This is a genomic window from Mesorhizobium sp. WSM4821 (assembly GCF_055901555.1).
The window spans coordinates 7,110,726-7,127,375 of record NZ_CM148371.1; the positions used below are offsets into that span (position 1 = coordinate 7,110,726).

Here is a 16,650-nt window from a genome sequence, read left to right on the forward strand (position 1 = left end):
TCAATCGGGAGGTTTGATAATGAAGGACAGGACAGGTTTTACGCTCTCCGGCACAGTCAGCCGCCGGACGCTGATGATGGGTGCCACAGCCGGCGTCGCCGCGCTCGCCATGCCGAAGGTGTTGCGTGCCCAGGAGAAGCCAACGCTGGTGACGTCGATCCGCTCGTTGTCCAACCCCTACCATGCTGTGTGGAAGACCGGCGCCGAGGCTTACGCCAAATGGGCCGGGCTCGAACACGTCACGCTGGTTTCCGAAGGCAACAGCGAGAAGGGCATCGCCGACATCAAGGCAATGCTGGCCAAGACCGGCGGCAACATGGTGCTCAATTCCGATCCCAACGATACGCCTGATGCGCGCCCCATCGTCGAGGCCTGCGCCAAGGCCGGCGCCTATGTCGTGACGCAATGGAACAAGCCGGCGGATCTGCATCCGAAGGACTTCAATCCGAACTACGTTTCCCATATCGAGTTCGACGGCATCGCAAGCGGCAAGACCATCGCCGAGATCCTATTCAAGACCATCGGCGGCAAGGGCGGCATCGTAGCACTTGGCGGCCTGATCTCGACCACGGCGGCGATCGAGCGCAAGAAGGGCCTCGATGCCGCACTGGCCGCCAATCCCGACATCAAACTGCTCGACTTCCAGGTCGCCAACTGGAAGTCGACCGAGGCCTTCGACCTGATGGGCAATCTGCTCACCCGTTTCGGCGACGACATCAAGGGCATCTGGGCCGCCAATGACGATATGGGCTCGGGCGCACTCGAGGCGCTGCGCGCCGAGAACCTCGCCGGCAAGGTGCCGATCGTCGGCGTCGACGGCATCAAGACGGCGGTCGACGCGGTGCGCACGGGCGAGTTCGCCTGCACCGTCACCTCGGACCCGTTCTGGCAGGGCGGCATGGGACTGGCCATCGGCTACAATGCCAAGATCGGCAAGTTCGACCCAACCAAGGAGCCACCGGAACACCGCGAATTCTATGGCAAGGCGGTGCTGATCTCGCACGACAATGTCGAGGAGTATTACAAGACCAACGTCGATGCGAAGCCGGAGGTCGACTGGAACGATCTGTGGGGTCGGGTGACTGGAGCGATCCGGACCTGACCATCGGAGCGGGCTGCTCTCCCTGGCGGCCCGCTTCCTCTTGCCGTCGTCGTGCACTGCCTCGCATCGGCGACTGTCATCAGCAGACGGGAAGCGGTTTCTTGACAATCCATACAGAACCCATGAAGTCCGTTTCGGACATCGAGCGGACGACGCTTATGACATTTCTCTCCGGCCGCATCGCCACTGTGTTCGGTGGCAGGCGCTGGCGCAGCCTGGCCCCGCTGGCGGTATTGCTGGCGCTCTGCGTGTTGATCGCCATCGCCAATCCCAATTTCATCGAACTGCGCAACCTGGTGCGGCTTGCCAACTCCGCCGCCGTGCCGCTGACGCTGGCGATGGGCCTGACCTTCATTATCCTGATGGGCAGCATCGATCTTTCCGTCGAGGGAACCTTGTCGGTGGCCGCGATGGTGGTCGTGCTGCTCGCCGCCAATGACAGCAATGGCAACGACTATGGCTGGTGGGCGGTGCTGGCCGCGATCGTCGCCGGCACTGCCATGGGTTTCCTCAGCGGTCTGGTCCAGACCATGCTGCGCATCCCGTCCTTCATGGCGACGCTCGGCATGTGGTTCATCGGCCTCGGCCTGTCGGTCTACATGCTCGGCGGCTCGGCGATCCGGCTCAACGACGCCTCGATCCGCGACCTTGCCCTGCATCGTTTCTTCGGCCTGCCGCTGGCGGTGTGGGTCGCGACCGGGGCGTTCCTGCTCGCCGCAATCGTCCAGTACCATACCAAGCTCGGCCGCCACATCCTGGCGATCGGCGGCGACGAGGATGTGGCAAAACTCTCCGGCGTCAACGTCATACGCGTGCGCATCACCGCCTTCGCGCTGGCCGGCTTCTTCTTCGGCATATCAGGCGTGCTTGCCGCGGCGCAGCTCGGCCAGTCGCATGCCGTCATCGGCGACGGGAGGCTGTTTGCGGCGGTGACCGCCGTCGTCGTCGGCGGCACGGCGCTGACCGGTGGCGAAGGCGGCGTCGTCAACACGCTGATCGGCGTGCTGATCGTCACCGTGCTCGCCAACGGCATGATCCTGCTCGGCATTTCGCCCTACATCCAGCAGACGGTGCAGGGCCTGATGATCATCGCCGCGGTGGCGCTGTCGCTCGACCGCATGCGTCTCAGAATCGTCAAGTGAACGCCATGCTGCGCGCTTCCGGCATCATCAAGAATTTTCCCGGCGTCCAGGCCTTGCGCGACGTCAGCATCGAAGTCCGGCCGAACGAAGTGGTCGGGCTGATCGGCGAGAACGGAGCCGGCAAGTCGACGCTGATGCGGGTACTGGCCGGGACCTACCGGCCGGATGGCGGCAGCCTCACCCTGGACGGCGAGCAGCTTCGCATGCGCAATGCGCGCGACGCGGCACGGCATGGCATCGGCATGGTGTTTCAGGAACAGTCGCTGGTGCTCAACCTGACGGTCGCCGAAAACATCTATCTCGGCCAGGAGGACCGCTTCACCCGCTTCGGTATCGTCAACTGGCGCGCCATGAACGCGGCGGCGCGACGCCAGCTTGGCAAGATCGGCATCGACATCGATGTCACCGCGCGCACTTCGGAACTCACTTTCGCCGCCCGCCAGATGGTGGAGCTGGCCAAGGCGCTGACGCTGGAGGAGATGGTCGAGCGGCCGCTGCTCATCCTGCTCGACGAACCGACCTCCGTGCTCAACGCCGCCGACATCGAAGTGCTGTTCGCGCGCGTGCGCTCGCTCAAATCGCGCGCCAGCTTCGTCTTCGTCTCGCACCGCCTCGACGAGGTGCTCGATATCTCCGACCGCGTCTACACCATGAAGGACGGCACGGTCGTCGCCGAACACCGCGCGGCTGATGTCACCGCGCCGGAGCTGCACGAGATCATGGTCGGACGCGGGCTGCAGGCTGAATATTACCGCGAGGCCCGCCAGCAGCAGCCGCGCGAGACGGTCATGGTCGAGGCCAAGGGATTGGGCGCGAATGGTGCCTATCATGGCGTCGATCTCAAGATCAGGGCCGGCGAGATCGTCGGCATCGCCGGGGTCGTCGGCTCCGGCCGCGAAGAGGTCACGCGCACGATCGGCGGCTTCCTCCAGCACGATGCCGGCGAGATGAAAATCGCCGGCGACACGGTGCGCTTCGGCTCGCCGGGGCCCGCGGTGCGCAGGGGTATCGGCTATGTGCCACGAGAGCGGCGGCTCGAAGGGCTGGTGATGTTCCTGTCGATCGCAGAGAACATTTCGCTGTCCGATTTGTCGAGCGTCATGCGCCATGGCGCCATCGACTATGGCAAGGAGCGCCGGCTCGCCGCCGACTGGATCAAGCGGCTGCGCATCAAGGCGCCCGGCCCCGACGCCGCCTGCCGCAAGCTCAGCGGCGGCAACCAGCAGAAGGTGGTGCTGGCGCGCTGGATGACGGCAGGATCGCGCATCCTTGTGCTCGACCACCCGACGCGCGGGCTCGATGTCGGCGCCAAGGAGGAAGTCTACGAACTGGTCCGCGATCTCTCCGCTCAAGGCGTGGCCATCCTGCTGATTTCAGACACGCTCGAGGAAACCATCGGCCTGTCGCACCAGGTGCTGGTGATGCGCGACGGCGAGATCACCGCCCGCTTCGACGCCAGCCCGGGAAACAAGCCGAACCAGGTCGAGTTGCTGCGGGCGATGGTGTGAGGCAGACCGATGAATGAAGCTTTCTCCTTCAGGCGGATCTTCGAAGGCAAGTGGACGCAAGGCGCCATTCCATTGGTTCTGCTTGTCGCCCTGCTGCTGATCATCGAGATCGCCGCACCCGGCTTTCTCACCGGCGAAACCGTGGCTCTGCTGTTTGCCAACACGGCAGTGCTGTTCATCCTGGCGACGGGAGTCACCTTCGCCATCCTGCTCGGCGGCATCGACCTGTCGATCCAGGCGGTCGCCTCGCTGGCCAGCGTGATCCTGGCGCAGTTGCTGCCCTCGCTCGGCCTCGCCGCCTTTCCGGTGGCGATCCTGTCCGGCCTCGCCTTCGGAACGTTGAGCGGCATCGTCCATGTCAAGCTGCGCGTCCCGTCCTTCGTGGCGACGCTCGCCACCGGTGGCGTGGTCACCGGCATTGCGCTGTGGGTTTCCGATGGGCGCGCCATCACCATCGAGGAAGGCGGCCGCGAAAACACCGCCTGGATCAACGCCACGGTCGCCGGCCTGCCGGTCGTTGTGCTGATTTCGGCTGTCATCGGCATCGCCAGCTTTCTGGCGCTGCGCTACACGCGCTTTGGCCGCCAGGCGATCGCGGTCGGCGCCGGTGAGCCGGCCGCATGGGCGGCGGGCATCAATGTCGACCGCACCAAGATTATCGCCTTCGCCGCTTCCGGCATGCTGGCCGCAGTCGCCGGCGTGGTGCTGGCGGCGCGGCTTTCGAGCGGCTCGCCGGTTCTCGCCAATCAGCTGCTGCTGCCGGCCATTGCCGCCGTCATCGTCGGCGGCACCGCCATCACCGGCGGGCTGGGCGGCGTCGCCCGCACAGCAGTCGGCGCGCTGATCATCTCGATCGTGCGCATCGGCATGACCTTCGTCGGCGTCAACATTTTTCTGGAAAACATGGTGTTCGGCGCGGTGCTCATCGCCGCTGTCGCCATCACCATCGACCGCAGCAAGATCGCGGTCATCAAGTGACAGGTCGCTCCGCACCGCCTCCCAAGCAAACGCGGACAGGACGGGACCGCATCGGCGCGAGGCCGATGCGGTCCGACCCGAAATCCCTACATCGTGTCGAGGCCGATCAACTCGATCTTGTAGCCGTCCGGATCCTCGACGAAGGCGATATGGGTGGTGCCGTGCTGCATCGGCCCTGGCTTGCGCGGGATCTTGGCGCCACGCTTCTCGAGTTCGGCACAGACGGCGTAGATGTCGTTGACGCCGAGCGCCAGATGGCCAAAGCCGGTGCCGATCTCGTAGGGCTCTTCCCTGCCCCAGTTCAGCGTCAGCTCGACGACGGCCTCCTTGTCCTCCGGCCCATAGCCGACAAAGGCATTGGTGAACTTGCCGCCGGGATAGTCGTCGCGGCGCAGCAAGGTCATGCCGAGAACCTCGGTGTAGAAGGCAATCGACTTGTCGAGGTCGAGAACCCTGATCATGGTGTGCATATAGCGAAAGCCCGGGGCGTCGCTCATTGGGAAAGTCCTCCGAATTCAGTGATTTGCTGGTCTGACCATCCACATCAAACGGTTGGCGGAAACATGACCTCGCTTGATGTTCTAAATCAGGGTTGTATGATAACACGACAAGATCGGTGGTTGTCCAGTCGTTTTACCAGAGGTTCGATAACCGGATCATGAATGTCGTGCCACCCACCTCCCAATCGCTGATCACGGCTCTTGCCGGCGTACTGCCGAATGGCGGCCTTCTGACCGAGGACGGGGACCTGGCGCGCTATAGCCGCGACTGGTCGGGCGACCATTTCGGCCGCCCGCTGGCGGTCGCGCGCCCGGCTTCGGTCGAGGAGATGTCGGCGCTGATGCGGCGCTGCCATGCGGAGCGTATTCCGGTCGTGCCGCAAGGTGGCTTGACCGGCCTCGTCGGCGCGGCGGTAGCGGCGGATTTCGGCGAGGTCGTCATCTCGCTGGAGCGCATGAACAGGATCCGCTCGATCAGCCCGATCGACTTCGCCATGGTGGTCGAGGCCGGCTGTATTCTCGAAGACGCCAAGCGCGCCGCCGAGGAGAGTGATTGCCTGCTGCCGATCACGTTCGGGGCGCAAGGCAGCTGCCGCATCGGCGGCAATGTCGCCACCAATGCCGGCGGTTTCAACGTGCTGCGCTACGGCATGACGCGCGACCTTGTGCTTGGCCTCGAGGTGGTGCTGGCCGATGGCCGGGTCTGGAACGGGCTGAAGGTGCTGCGCAAGGACAATCGCGGCTACGACCTCAAGCAGATTTTCGTCGGCAGCGAAGGCACGCTCGGCATCGTCACCGCCGCGGCGCTAAAGCTCTTTCCCAAGCCGACGCAGATCGAGACGGCGCTGGTCGGCCTGCGTTCGGTCGAGGACGCGATGGCGCTTTATGCGCGGGCGCGACGCGACTGCAGCGACCTTCTCACTGCCTTCGAACTGATCCTGCGCCAAGGCATCGAAATCACCATGCGCGAGGGCGTGGACTTTCCCGATCCGCTGACCGGGGCCTACCCCGCCTATGTGCTGATCGAGGTTTCCTCCGGCGGGTTGATCGACCTGTCCGCCATGCTCCTGGATTTCCTGGCGGGCGCTGCTGATCTCGTCGGAGACGGAATCATGGCGTCGACCAGGGCCCAGGCGGAGCGGTTGTGGCTCTATCGCGAAATCATGGTCGAGCGCCAGGGACGCGGCGGCCGCTATCTGCGCACCGATGTTTCGGTGCAGATCTCGAAACTCGCCGATTTCGTCACCGACGCCCTCCTCGAACTGGAACGGGCGCGCCCTGACGCACTGGCTGTCACCTATGGCCATGTCGGCGATGGCAATATCCATCTCAATGTCGTGCCGCCGGAAGGTATGACGGCCGAAGCGATGGAACTTTTGTTCGAGGAGGCGGAAGCGAGGATTTTTGCGGTTGTCGATCGCTACGGCGGCTCGATCAGCGCCGAGCACGGCATCGGCCGGGTCAAGCAGAAAGCGTTCCTCGAACGGATTGATCCAGTGACGCTCGATCTGGCGACTGGCATCAAGGAGGCGTTCGACCCGCGCCATATCTTGAGCAACGGACGCATTCTGGCAACCAAGGCTGATCATGGTCTATAGGTGAGCGATGGCACTGAAACTCGACAAGGTGAATCGCGGACCACACCTTTCAACTCTGGTTGCGAGTTCGATCTCGCGCGAGATCGCGCAGGGGCGGCTGAAGCCCGGCGACCAGTTGCCGACCGAGCAGGCGCTGGCGACCACGTTCGGGGTCAGCCGCAACGTCGTGCGCGAGGCGATCGCGCGGCTGCGGTCGGAGGGCCGCATCTGGTCGCAGCAGGGACGCGGCGCTTTCGTCACCGATTCCAACAACCCCACCGTGCTGACCATCGATTACGAGGCGCTGCAGCGTGCCGACTCATTTCGCAACCTGTTCGAACTGCGCGGCATCCTTGAGGTGCAAGCGGCTGCACTTGCCGCAAGGCGGCGCACCGAAGCCGATCTCACCGCGATGGGCGACGCGCTCGCCGGCATGCGCGCGGCGCCCTATGGCAGTGTCGCCTGGCTGCGCAGCGATCTCGAGTTCCACCGCACCGTCGCCGAGGCGACACGCAACGCCTACATGGGGCAGTTTCTGGTCTTTGTTTCCGAGCGTGTCCGCGAAAGCATTCTCGCTGCCGGCAACCAGCAGAAATCGGACGATATGGCCCGTATCACGCTGGGTGAGCACGAGCGCATCCTGGCCGCCATAAGCGCCGGCGACGCCGAGGCGGCGCAGACGGCCATGCGCGACCATCTGGCGGGCGCGGCTCTGCGTGTTGGACTGCACGAGGGTGATGCGATTGCCGAGGCAACACCTTCATCGCGACACACAAGACTGAGGAAGGCTATCCGCAAGCAAGCCGCCGGATAATTGTGCCGCCCCCGGCGCCTCAGTCGTCCCGGCGCTTTATCGGTCCGGCTTCGTCACTTCGTTGGCGGCTCAACCAGCGAGACGCCGTTGAGACCGGCAATGATGTCGGACAGTGCCGGCACGAACTTTTCGCCATGGCCTGTGGTAACCGCGGTGGCAAAGCCGTTGCGCACCGCCGCACCGATCGGGTTGGCGACGCCAGCGGCTTGAGCGAAGGAAGCGAGATAGGTCATGTCCTTCAGCGCATTGACGATGGCAAAGCGCTGCGCGTTCTCGTTGCGGTTCAGGACGAAATCGAAGAAGGCATGGTAGAAGCCGCAGTCCATGCGGCTGCCGGAGATGACGCTGTTGAAGACGTGCGGCGTCAACCCGGCCTTGACGCCAAGCGTCAGCGCCTCTGAATAGATCGCCGAGTAACCCATCGAAACGAAATTGTTGAGCAGCTTCATAGTGTGCCCGCTGCCGGTCGGCCCCGTATGCACGACGCGCGCGGCGAAAGCCTCGAGCACTGGCCGCGCCCGGGCGACAGCCTCGTCCGGACCGCCGACCATGACGTCGAGCTTGCCTTCGGCCGCTTCCTTGGGCGTGCGCGCCAGTGGCGCGTCGATCAGCATCACGCCTTGCGCGGCAAGTTCGGCCGCAAGTGCTGTCGTCGATGATGGGTTGGAGGTCGAGCAGTCGATGACCAGCAGCGGCATTTCGGCCGTGGCAAGCCCATCCGGACCCTTGATCAGCATTTCGACCTCGCGCGATCCGGTGACGCAGAGAATGACAATGTCGCAGGCGGCGGCGAGTTTGCGAGGGCTAGCCGCGTCAGTGGCGCCGGCTGCTATCAACCGGTCGGCGGCAGTGCGGCTGCGATGCACACAGACTGTCAGCGGCCAACCCTTGCGCAGCAGATTGTCGGCCATGCCGGCACCCATGCTGCCCAAACCAATGAAGCCTATGCGTTCTTTCATGCAATCCTCCAATCTTGGCCCGCCCGGCGGGCCACATTTCCTCACCTTGCGGCGGGCACCTGTCGATGCAATCCTTTGCCGGAGAATCGGACCGGAGTCCCCCGATGGCGGAGCCCATGCTTTTTGATGCCATACCGCAAGCGCCCAATCTGCGGACCGGGCTCGTCAACACGCTGATCGCGCAGATCGAGGCCGGCGACCTGGCGCCGGGTCAAAGGCTGCCGACCGAGCAGGAGATCGTCGCCGCGACAGGCGTCAGCCGCACCGTCGTGCGCGAGGCGTTTGCTGCGCTCCGCGCCCGGGGGCTGATCACCACGCGCCAGGGGCTCGGCGCTTTTGTCGCCAAGGATCCCCTGCCGAGGACCTTTTCCATCCTGCCGGATGATCTTGAATCGATTGACGAGGTGCTGCGTGTGCTGGAACTGCGCATGGGTATCGAAGTCGAAGCGACCGGCCTTGCCGCCGAACGGCGAAGCGACAGCGCGCTCGAGCAGATGAGTTCGCGGCTGGACGCGCTGGAAGCCGCGGTGCGTGCCGGCGGGTCGGGCTCTGAAGAGGATTTCGGCTTCCACCGCGCCATCCTCGCCGCAACGCAAAATGCCAATTTCACCCGGCTGTTCGACACTTTCGGCAGCGCCATGATCCCGCGCCAATGGACACGCCTGGACCGAATGACCGTTCCCGAGCGGGAAAAGTACCTGGCCCGGATGCAGCGCGAGCATCGCGCCATTCTCGCCGCCATCGAGGCCAGGGACGTCAACGCGGCGCGGCGCGCCATGCGCACCCATCTGACCAAGAGCTATGCCCGCTTCGAGGAGTTGCGCGACAGGGCAAGGCAAGACTGACTGGCCGCTCATGACGCGGCTCCCGCAACGCCGCCGAGATACAGTTCCCGCATCAGTGACATGTTGCGCAATTCGGCGATCGGCCCCGTGACGACGATGCGGCCGTTCTGCATGAGATAGCCGCGCGACGCGACGGCCAGAGCGAGGCCGGCATTCTGCTCGACCAGCAGCACCGACGCACCGAAACGCTCGCCTATGCCGAGAATCATTGCCTTGACCTCCTTGACCAGCAGCGGCGACAGCCCAAGCGACGGCTCATCGAGCAACAGCACGCGCGGCCGCGTCATCAGCCCGCGCGCAATGGCCAGCATCTGCTGCTGGCCGCCACTCAGCGAGCCGCCCTTGTCGCGCCGCTTGACGGCGAGGATCGGGAAGAAGGCCAGCATCGTCTCGAAATCGGCTTCGACAGCGGCATCGTCGCGGCGCGAATAGGAGCCAAGACGCAAATTCTCCTCGACCGTCATGTCGACGAATATCTTGCGCCCTTCCGGCACCAGCACGACGCCTCGTCTGGCCATGACATCGGCCGCAAGTCCGGTCACTTCGGCGCCATTGAAAGAGATGCTGCCGGCGCTTAGCCGGATCAGCCCGGCGATGGCCTTGAGCAGCGTCGACTTGCCGGCGCCGTTGGGCCCGAGGATGGTGACGATCTCACCCTCGCCCAGCGTCAGCGAGACACCCCGGTTGACGATCGTCGGCCCATAACCGGTGACAACGTCCGAGACGGCAAGCAGGCTCACAGATCGCCTCCCAGATAGACTTCCAGCACCATGGGATCGGCAAGCACGGCTTCGGTCGGGCCGTCGGCGATCTTGGAACCGAAATCAAGCACGGCAAGGCGGCGGCACAGCATCTGCATCAGCTTCATGTCGTGGTCGATGACGCAGACGGTGATATCCTTGGCGGGCAGCTGGCGGACAAGCGCGACCAGAGCCGTGGTCTCGCGATCATTGAGGCCGGCGGCGGGTTCGTCGAGCAGAAGTAGCGACGGCCGCGTGGCGAGTGCCAGCGCGAGGCCGAGCAGACGCAGGCTGCCAAATGGCAGCACGCCGGCTTTTTCTCCCGCAAGCGCGCTGAGCCCGACGAAGTCGAGCAAGGCCTGCGGCGTCGGCCACGGATTGGTGGCGCCGGCATCCACCCGGACATGCTCGCCGGCAATCTGGACGTTCTCCAGCACGCCGAGGCCGGCAAAGGCCATCGCCTGCTGGAAGGTGTAGCCGATGCCGGCCCGCGATATGGCGTGCGGCGCCAGACCGGTGATGTCTTGCCCTCGAAATGTCACGCTGCCGCCGCTCGGCCTGTGGACGCCGGTGACGACGTTGAACAGTGTCGTCTTGCCCGATCCGTTCGGGCCGACGACGCCTAGGATTTCCCCGTCTTCGATAGTGAGGTCGACGCCTGCCAGCGCGGTGACGCCGCCGAATTGCTTGCTCAGGCCGCTGATCGCCAGGATCGGGCTCATTGCCGCGCCTCCGAGGGCGTTGCGTCGCGCTGCTCCGGCTCCGGTTTCGGCTTGCCCGCGAACACTGCACGAAGCGCCCGCACCATGCCGCCGATCAGGCCTTCGGGCAGCAGCATGATCACCGCGATCAGGCAGACGCCATAGACGATGCGCGACTGAACCGGGTCGAGATTGAACACCTCGGGCAGGAAGGCGACCAGTATGCCGCCGGCCAGCGGTCCCTCGATAAGGCGAGCACCGCCGATCATGACCATGAGCGCCAGGTAGATGCTCGGGAAGGAGGAGAACTGGGAAGGCGAGATGTGGCCGAGAAAGTAGGCAAGCAGCACGCCGGAGATGCCGGCGAAGATACCGCTGACGACGAAGGCGCCGATCTTGTGCCGCCCGACATTGACGCCGAGCGAGGCTGCAAGTTTCTCGTTTTCCCTGATTGCGCGCAGCGTGCGGCCATAGGACGAGTTGATGATCGCCCAGCTCGCCACCGCCGCGACAGTCACGAAGGCCACGACCATCAGATAGTAGCGCGTCAGGTCACCGACATCGGCGCCAAAGAGGGTGACCGGACCAGCCAGATCAAGCCCTGTCGCCGCACCCGTATAGTCGCCGCCATTGGTGAGCACGATGGCCAGCAATTGCCCGAAGGCAAAGGTCATGATGACGAAGTGATGGCCGCCGACGCGCAGCGACGGAATGCCGATGATCATCGCGAATACGGCGCTCGCCAGCACTGCCGCCGGCAGCGCTGGCCAGAAGCCGACGCCGAAATCGCGCGCCAGTATCGCCGCAGCATAGGCGCCAACGCCGACCAGTGCTGCATGGCCCATCGACAGGATGCCGGTCTGGCCAAAAAGCACCGACAATCCGTAAAGGGCGATCACGTTGGTGCCGGCCGAGATCGCCAGCGACAGGAAGCGGTTGCTTGGCGAGAACAACGGCACCAGCGCGATCAGCGCCAGGATGACCAGCACCGGCAGCAGGGACCTCAACGCCTTGAAGGCAGGCCCCGCGCGATCGAGGCCTCCGTTCATGATGCCATCCTGGGTCCGCTGGTGCCGCCGAACAGGCCGTGCGGGCGAACGATCAGCACCATGATCATCAGGGCAAAGGAATAGGCGTCGGTCCATTGCGAGAAGCCGTAGCCTGCGCTGAATCCTTCGACGATGCCGAGGATCAGACCGGCGGCGACGGCGCCGTAGATGTTGCCGAGCCCGCCGATGAGTGCGACGGCGAACCCCTTCATGACCATGGTGCCGCCGGTGAAAGGCGTGATCGGAAACAGCGCGATCAGCAATGCGCCGCCAAGCCCGGCCAGCGCACTACCCAGCACGAACACGCCGGTGATGTAGCGGCGCACCGGAATGCCCATCAGTGCCGCAGTATCGCGGTCCTCGACGCTGGCCCGCAACGCCCGGCCGTAGCGGCTTGCCGTGATCATCCTGAAGCTCAGCGCCACAACGGCGATGGTGATCAGAATAACCATGACGCGCACCGACGCGATACGCACGCCACCGACTTCCCAGACCGTTGCAAGCGGACGCGGAATGCTCTTCTGGTTGGGGTTCCAGAACAGCACGACGACATGTTGCAGCACGACAATGAGGCCGAGCGAAACGATGAAGCCGTTGGTCGGCCGCTCCAGCGTGAAGCGGAAAAGACCGCGCTCGAGCACGTAGCCCATCAGGCCGACCGCCAGGATCGCCAGCACCACCGCCACCGGGAAGCCGAGGCCGGCGCTGACGGCAAGCCAGGTGACGATGCCGCCGATCATCAGGAATTCGCCATGGGCGAAGTTGATGATACCGGTCAGGCCGAAGATCAGTGTGACTCCAATGGCGATGAGCGTGATCACGCTGGCGATGGAAAGGCCATTGAGTATCTGCTGTATGAAAATATCCACCGCTGACGTCCGCTGTTGACGTGGAGGCCGGCGACCCGGACCCGCCTGTATTCAAGAAGGATGAGTTGGCGGCGCGAGTGACGCCGCCAACAGACGGATCAATTCCGTAGATCAGCTTTTCGGCGCTTCAGCCGGCGGCTGCTGCATCGAGCAGGAGATGGCCCCGCCGGGTGCCGCGGCGCAGACCTCGGTGGCATGGGTGACCTGGTGGGTTGGATTGAAAGTCAGGTCATCCGAGACCACGCCTTCATGGTGCAGCGTTAGCAGCGCTTCGACCGTCTTGTCCGGATCGAAGCTGCCGGCCTTCTCCCAGGCTTCGGCCAGAAAGTGGACGTAGTCGTGGTAGAGCAGTGACACCGACGAGGTCACACCGTGTGGCGCGCCCGCCGCGAAATAGGCGTCGAAATAGGCCTTGGCTTTCGGGTTGGACGACTCGCCCCAGCAGACCGGGACGCAGCTCATCGCCACGGGCACATCAGCTGTCAGCGCCTTCTCCTTCCAGATGCCGGGGTCGACGCCGAACAGGAAGTAGCTCTTGGCGGCACCCAGTTCCAGCGCCTGCGGCAGCGCCGTCAGCGTTGAATCGCCATTGTACCAGAAATGGATGATGTCCGGGCTGAGGCTCTTGGCGCGGGTCAGGAAGGGCGAGAAGTCCGTGGTGTCAGGCGGGTAGAAGATGATGTCGGGAACCTCCTGCCCCTCGGCCTTGAGCGCCTTGAAGTAGTAGGACGACAGGAATTGGCCGGTCGCGTCGTTGCCGACGATCATGACCGACTTCTTCGGCTTGTAACCAAGAAGCGGCTCGAGAAGCGTGAGTACGCCGCGCGCCGTCGAGCCGGACCGCTGGAACTCCTGTGGCTCGGACTGAAAGAGATAGTGATCCTCGCCGCCCGGCTTGACCGAGTCAGGTGTGAGGATTTTCGCCAGCGTCGAATTGCCGGCGAAATGGACGATCTTGGCCGGCTGCGTGATCTTGGCCATGGCCAGCGTGAAATCATGCGTCTCTGATCCGAAGATCGCCTGCACCTTGACGTCGCGCACCAGTTCCTGGGTGGCGGCGATGGCAGTCGAAATGTCGGTGCGATCGTCGCGCTTGACCATTTCCAGCTTGTAGGTCTTGCCGCCGACCTTGATGCCGCCGGCGTCGTTGATCTGGTTCACGGCAAGGCCGACGCCTGCTGGCAGGGTATGGCCGGCGGAAACGAACGAGCCCGACTCCGCCGCGACGACGCCGATCTTGACGATATTGTCTGCGTCCTGCGCGAATGCAGGATAGGCAAGCGCGCCCAGGCAGAATGCTGCCGACGCGCTTATTTTCAGAACGGTTTTCAACTTGAGATCCTCCCGACTCCAAATCTTTGCAGTCTTACCGTGTTGTCATACAACCCTGTTATCTGGTAAATCTAACGAACAGGGATGTCAATCGCGTTGCCATGCGATAAAACGCGGTCCGCAGACCAAGCCTCAACAAGCCGCAGTTAGGAACAAGACATGCAGTCACGGAAATTCGGCCGCACCGGTCGCGATGTCAGCGAAATCGGCTTTGGCTCATGGGCGATCGGCGCCGCCTGGGGCGAGGTCAATGACAACGACGCCATTGCCGCCCTGCACGCGGCACTCGACGCCGGCGTCACCTTCATCGACACCGCCGATGTCTATGGCGACGGCCGTTCCGAGAAATTGATTGCCCGGGTGATGAAGGAGCGTGGCGGCGAACGCCCTTTCATTGCCACCAAGGCCGGAAAGCGGCTGCCGGCACAGACTGTCGAAGGCTTCAGCCAGCAAAATCTGACGAGTTGGGTAGATCGCAGCCTCAGATATCTCGAGGCCGACACGCTCGATCTCGTACAACTGCATTGCCCGCTGACAGACCTATACTATCACCCGGAAGTTTTCGAACGCCTCGACCGTCTTGTCGAGCAAGGCAAAATCCGCAACTACGGCGTTAGCGTCGAGCGCGTCGAAGAGGCGCTGAAGGCAATGGAATATCCAGGCGTTGTCAGCGTGCAGATTATTTTCAACGCTTTCCGCCAGCGGCCGGCGGAATTGTTCTTCGACCTGGCGAAAAAGAACAATGTGGCGATCATCGCCCGCGTCCCGCTGGCGAGCGGTTTGCTCACGGGCAAGTTCAAGGCGGACAGCAAATTCGAGGACTCCGACCACCGCAAATTCAACCGCAATGGTGAGGCGTTCGACGTCGGCGAAACCTTCTCGGGCGTGCCCTATGAGGTCGGGCTGGCAGCGGTCGAGCGTATCCGGCCGCTTGTTTCGGGCGACACGACGATGGCGAAATTTGCCCTGCGCTGGATCCTGATGTTCGACGCGATCACGGTGGTCATCCCGGGCGCGCGTAACCCGGAGCAGGCGCGTTCCAATGCTGAGGCCGCAGACCTTCCCCCGCTGCCCGATGAAATCATGGGCAAGATCCGAAACATCTATGATCGGGATATCAAACCCTACGTGCATCAACGCTGGTGATCAAACACCGCCTGGCCGCAGTCGATGGAGGTTTGCTGCCGTTTTGCCGAAGTTGTCAGCTTCCCCGGCAGCCTGGGGCTGAGCCTTATTCCGCTCGAGGCATCGACGGCAAACGGCAACACGGTGTTGACCATCGCCGCGGGCTGGCGTCGTCTTGTATCCTGGGATACCGGATTGTTCGCTCCTCTGGTTTACACCTGACCATACCCGGCTGCCGACAGCCTCCGCTCATGGACAAGGGGGCGGCGCGCTCGAACTTACAGGCCTGGGTACTTATAGGGGCGCGGGGATAGGGCTGTGATCCGCCCGGCAGCGCCTTCCCTAAACGATCCTGGTGCCGTTTCGCGCATCGAAAAGATGCAGCTTATTGACCATGATCTCCAAACCAATCTCCTGATCAGGCCTGAACGGAGGCTGATCCCGTGCCTCTGCCATGAGGTCGATGCCACCTGCATTTAAGGTAAGTTCCTGGGCCTCCCCGGTCGGCTCGACCACATGAACCGCCGCACGAGCGTGGTTGCCGCCGATTGCAATGTGCTGCGGGCGAATCCCATACACCACCGCTTCCCTGTCTCCCATCGGAGCGTCCTCCGGCAAGGGTAAGCGAAGGCCCTGCTCGGCGACGAATGCGCCGTTGTCGATCCGGCCCGGGATCAGGTTCATTTCCGGCGATCCGATAAAGCTGGCGACGAACAGGTTGGCGGGTCGCTCATAGAGCTCTGAAGGTGTGCCGATTTGCTCGACCCGGCCACGGTTCAGCACCACGATGCGGTCGGCGAGCGTCATCGCCTCGGTCTGGTCATGTGTGACGTAAATGCTGGTGCGCCCGAGCCGTTGGTGAAGCTTCTTGATCTCGGCACGCATCTTCACGCGCAGCTTGGCGTCGAGGTTGCTGAGCGGCTCGTCGAACAGGAACGCCGCCGGGTCGCGTACGATCGCGCGCCCCATGGCGACACGCTGGCGCTGGCCGCCGGACAGCTGCCGCGGCATGCGGCCCAGCAGATCCTGCAGGCCGAGGATTTCGGCGGCCGCCTTCACCCTCGAGACGATCTCTTCCCTGGGAACCTTGGCCAATCGAAGCGCGAAGCTCATATTGTCCGCCACGCTCATGTGCGGATAGAGCGCATAGCTCTGGAAGACCATGGCTATGTCGCGCGACTTGGCGGGCATCTCGTCGACCACACGCCCGGCGATGCGTATCTCGCCGGTTGTCTGTTCTTCCAGCCCGGCGATCATGCGCAGCAGAGTTGACTTGCCGCAGCCTGACGGGCCAACAAGAACCACAAACTCGCCACTGGCGATCTCGATGTTCACGTCGCGCAGGACTTCCACGGCGCCGAAGCTCTTGCCGAGCTGCTCTATCTCAATTGCAGACACCTATTTTCCTC

General features: G+C 63.7%; 16 protein-coding genes. 8 read left to right on the forward strand and 8 right to left on the reverse strand.

Going from position 1 to position 16,650, the window contains the following annotated elements:
- The first annotated feature begins 19 nt into the window (after positions 1–19).
- The 4 genes from AC0NID_RS34635 (at position 20) to AC0NID_RS34650 (ending at position 4,730) form a co-directional block, all read left to right on the forward strand.
- Complete coding sequence (locus AC0NID_RS34635) at positions 20–1,102, forward strand: sugar ABC transporter substrate-binding protein (protein WP_473455037.1); 1,083 nt, start codon at positions 20–22, stop codon at positions 1,100–1,102.
- A gap of 101 nt (positions 1,103–1,203) precedes the next feature.
- The gene (locus AC0NID_RS34640; protein ID WP_473455038.1) at positions 1,204–2,244 is read left to right on the forward strand and encodes an ABC transporter permease; all 1,041 of its coding nucleotides are present in this window, start codon (positions 1,204–1,206) and stop codon (positions 2,242–2,244) included.
- A 5-nt stretch (positions 2,245–2,249) separates the two neighbouring features.
- A complete protein-coding gene (locus tag AC0NID_RS34645) occupies positions 2,250–3,752 on the forward strand; it encodes a sugar ABC transporter ATP-binding protein (protein WP_473455083.1) in 1,503 nt (500 codons plus the stop codon).
- Between the two features lie 9 nt (positions 3,753–3,761).
- Complete coding sequence (locus AC0NID_RS34650) at positions 3,762–4,730, forward strand: ABC transporter permease (protein WP_473455039.1); 969 nt, start codon at positions 3,762–3,764, stop codon at positions 4,728–4,730.
- A gap of 86 nt (positions 4,731–4,816) precedes the next feature.
- On the opposite strand, the gene gloA is transcribed toward AC0NID_RS34650, so the two are convergent.
- Positions 4,817–5,227 carry a lactoylglutathione lyase gene (gene gloA / locus AC0NID_RS34655; RefSeq protein WP_019856614.1) on the reverse strand — a complete coding sequence of 137 codons (411 nt, stop codon included), beginning with the start codon at positions 5,225–5,227 and terminating at the stop codon, positions 4,817–4,819.
- A gap of 161 nt (positions 5,228–5,388) precedes the next feature.
- Between gloA and AC0NID_RS34660 the strand changes: the two genes are divergently transcribed.
- Together AC0NID_RS34660 and AC0NID_RS34665 are read left to right on the forward strand one after the other, a co-directional pair.
- Positions 5,389–6,828: an FAD-binding oxidoreductase gene (locus AC0NID_RS34660; RefSeq protein WP_473455040.1), complete on the forward strand. Its 1,440-nt coding sequence runs from the start codon at positions 5,389–5,391 to the stop codon at positions 6,826–6,828.
- A 7-nt stretch (positions 6,829–6,835) separates the two neighbouring features.
- Entirely contained in the window at positions 6,836–7,621 is a 786-nt protein-coding gene (locus AC0NID_RS34665) for a FadR/GntR family transcriptional regulator (RefSeq protein ID WP_473455042.1), read from the forward strand.
- Positions 7,622–7,674: 53 nt separating this feature from the next.
- On the opposite strand, the gene AC0NID_RS34670 is transcribed toward AC0NID_RS34665, so the two are convergent.
- Positions 7,675–8,580 carry an NAD(P)-dependent oxidoreductase gene (locus AC0NID_RS34670; protein ID WP_473455044.1) on the reverse strand — a complete coding sequence of 302 codons (906 nt, stop codon included), beginning with the start codon at positions 8,578–8,580 and terminating at the stop codon, positions 7,675–7,677.
- A gap of 104 nt (positions 8,581–8,684) precedes the next feature.
- On the opposite strand from AC0NID_RS34670, the gene AC0NID_RS34675 reads away from it, so the two are divergent.
- Positions 8,685–9,425, forward strand: a complete 741-nt coding sequence (locus AC0NID_RS34675; protein WP_473455046.1) for a FadR/GntR family transcriptional regulator — start codon at positions 8,685–8,687, stop codon at positions 9,423–9,425.
- 8 nt (positions 9,426–9,433) lie between these two features.
- Here AC0NID_RS34675 and AC0NID_RS34680 read toward each other — a convergent pair whose 3' ends face one another.
- The 5 genes from AC0NID_RS34680 to AC0NID_RS34700 all read right to left on the reverse strand — a co-directional run bounded on the left by AC0NID_RS34680 (position 9,434) and on the right by AC0NID_RS34700 (position 14,116).
- Complete coding sequence (locus AC0NID_RS34680) at positions 9,434–10,165, reverse strand: ABC transporter ATP-binding protein (protein WP_473455047.1); 732 nt, start codon at positions 10,163–10,165, stop codon at positions 9,434–9,436.
- Complete coding sequence (locus AC0NID_RS34685; protein WP_473455048.1) at positions 10,162–10,887, reverse strand: ABC transporter ATP-binding protein; 726 nt, start codon at positions 10,885–10,887, stop codon at positions 10,162–10,164. Before AC0NID_RS34685 ends, AC0NID_RS34680 begins: the two co-directional genes overlap by 4 nt.
- On the reverse strand, positions 10,884–11,915 hold the full coding sequence (locus AC0NID_RS34690; protein WP_473455049.1) for a branched-chain amino acid ABC transporter permease: 1,032 nt from the start codon (positions 11,913–11,915) through the stop codon (positions 10,884–10,886). The genes AC0NID_RS34685 and AC0NID_RS34690 overlap by 4 nt, the downstream gene beginning before the upstream one ends.
- Positions 11,912–12,784 (reverse strand): branched-chain amino acid ABC transporter permease, encoded by an 873-nt coding sequence (locus AC0NID_RS34695; RefSeq protein WP_473455050.1) that lies wholly within the window; start codon positions 12,782–12,784, stop codon positions 11,912–11,914. Before AC0NID_RS34695 ends, AC0NID_RS34690 begins: the two co-directional genes overlap by 4 nt.
- 111 nt (positions 12,785–12,895) lie before the next feature.
- Entirely contained in the window at positions 12,896–14,116 is a 1,221-nt protein-coding gene (locus tag AC0NID_RS34700; RefSeq protein WP_473455052.1) for an ABC transporter substrate-binding protein, read from the reverse strand.
- A gap of 159 nt (positions 14,117–14,275) precedes the next feature.
- On the opposite strand from AC0NID_RS34700, the gene AC0NID_RS34705 reads away from it, so the two are divergent.
- Positions 14,276–15,262 (forward strand): aldo/keto reductase, encoded by a 987-nt coding sequence (locus AC0NID_RS34705; RefSeq protein WP_473455053.1) that lies wholly within the window; start codon positions 14,276–14,278, stop codon positions 15,260–15,262.
- 321 nt (positions 15,263–15,583) lie between these two features.
- On the opposite strand, the gene AC0NID_RS34710 is transcribed toward AC0NID_RS34705, so the two are convergent.
- Positions 15,584–16,639 carry an ABC transporter ATP-binding protein gene (locus AC0NID_RS34710; protein ID WP_473455054.1) on the reverse strand — a complete coding sequence of 352 codons (1,056 nt, stop codon included), beginning with the start codon at positions 16,637–16,639 and terminating at the stop codon, positions 15,584–15,586.
- Positions 16,640–16,650: the final 11 nt, after the last annotated feature.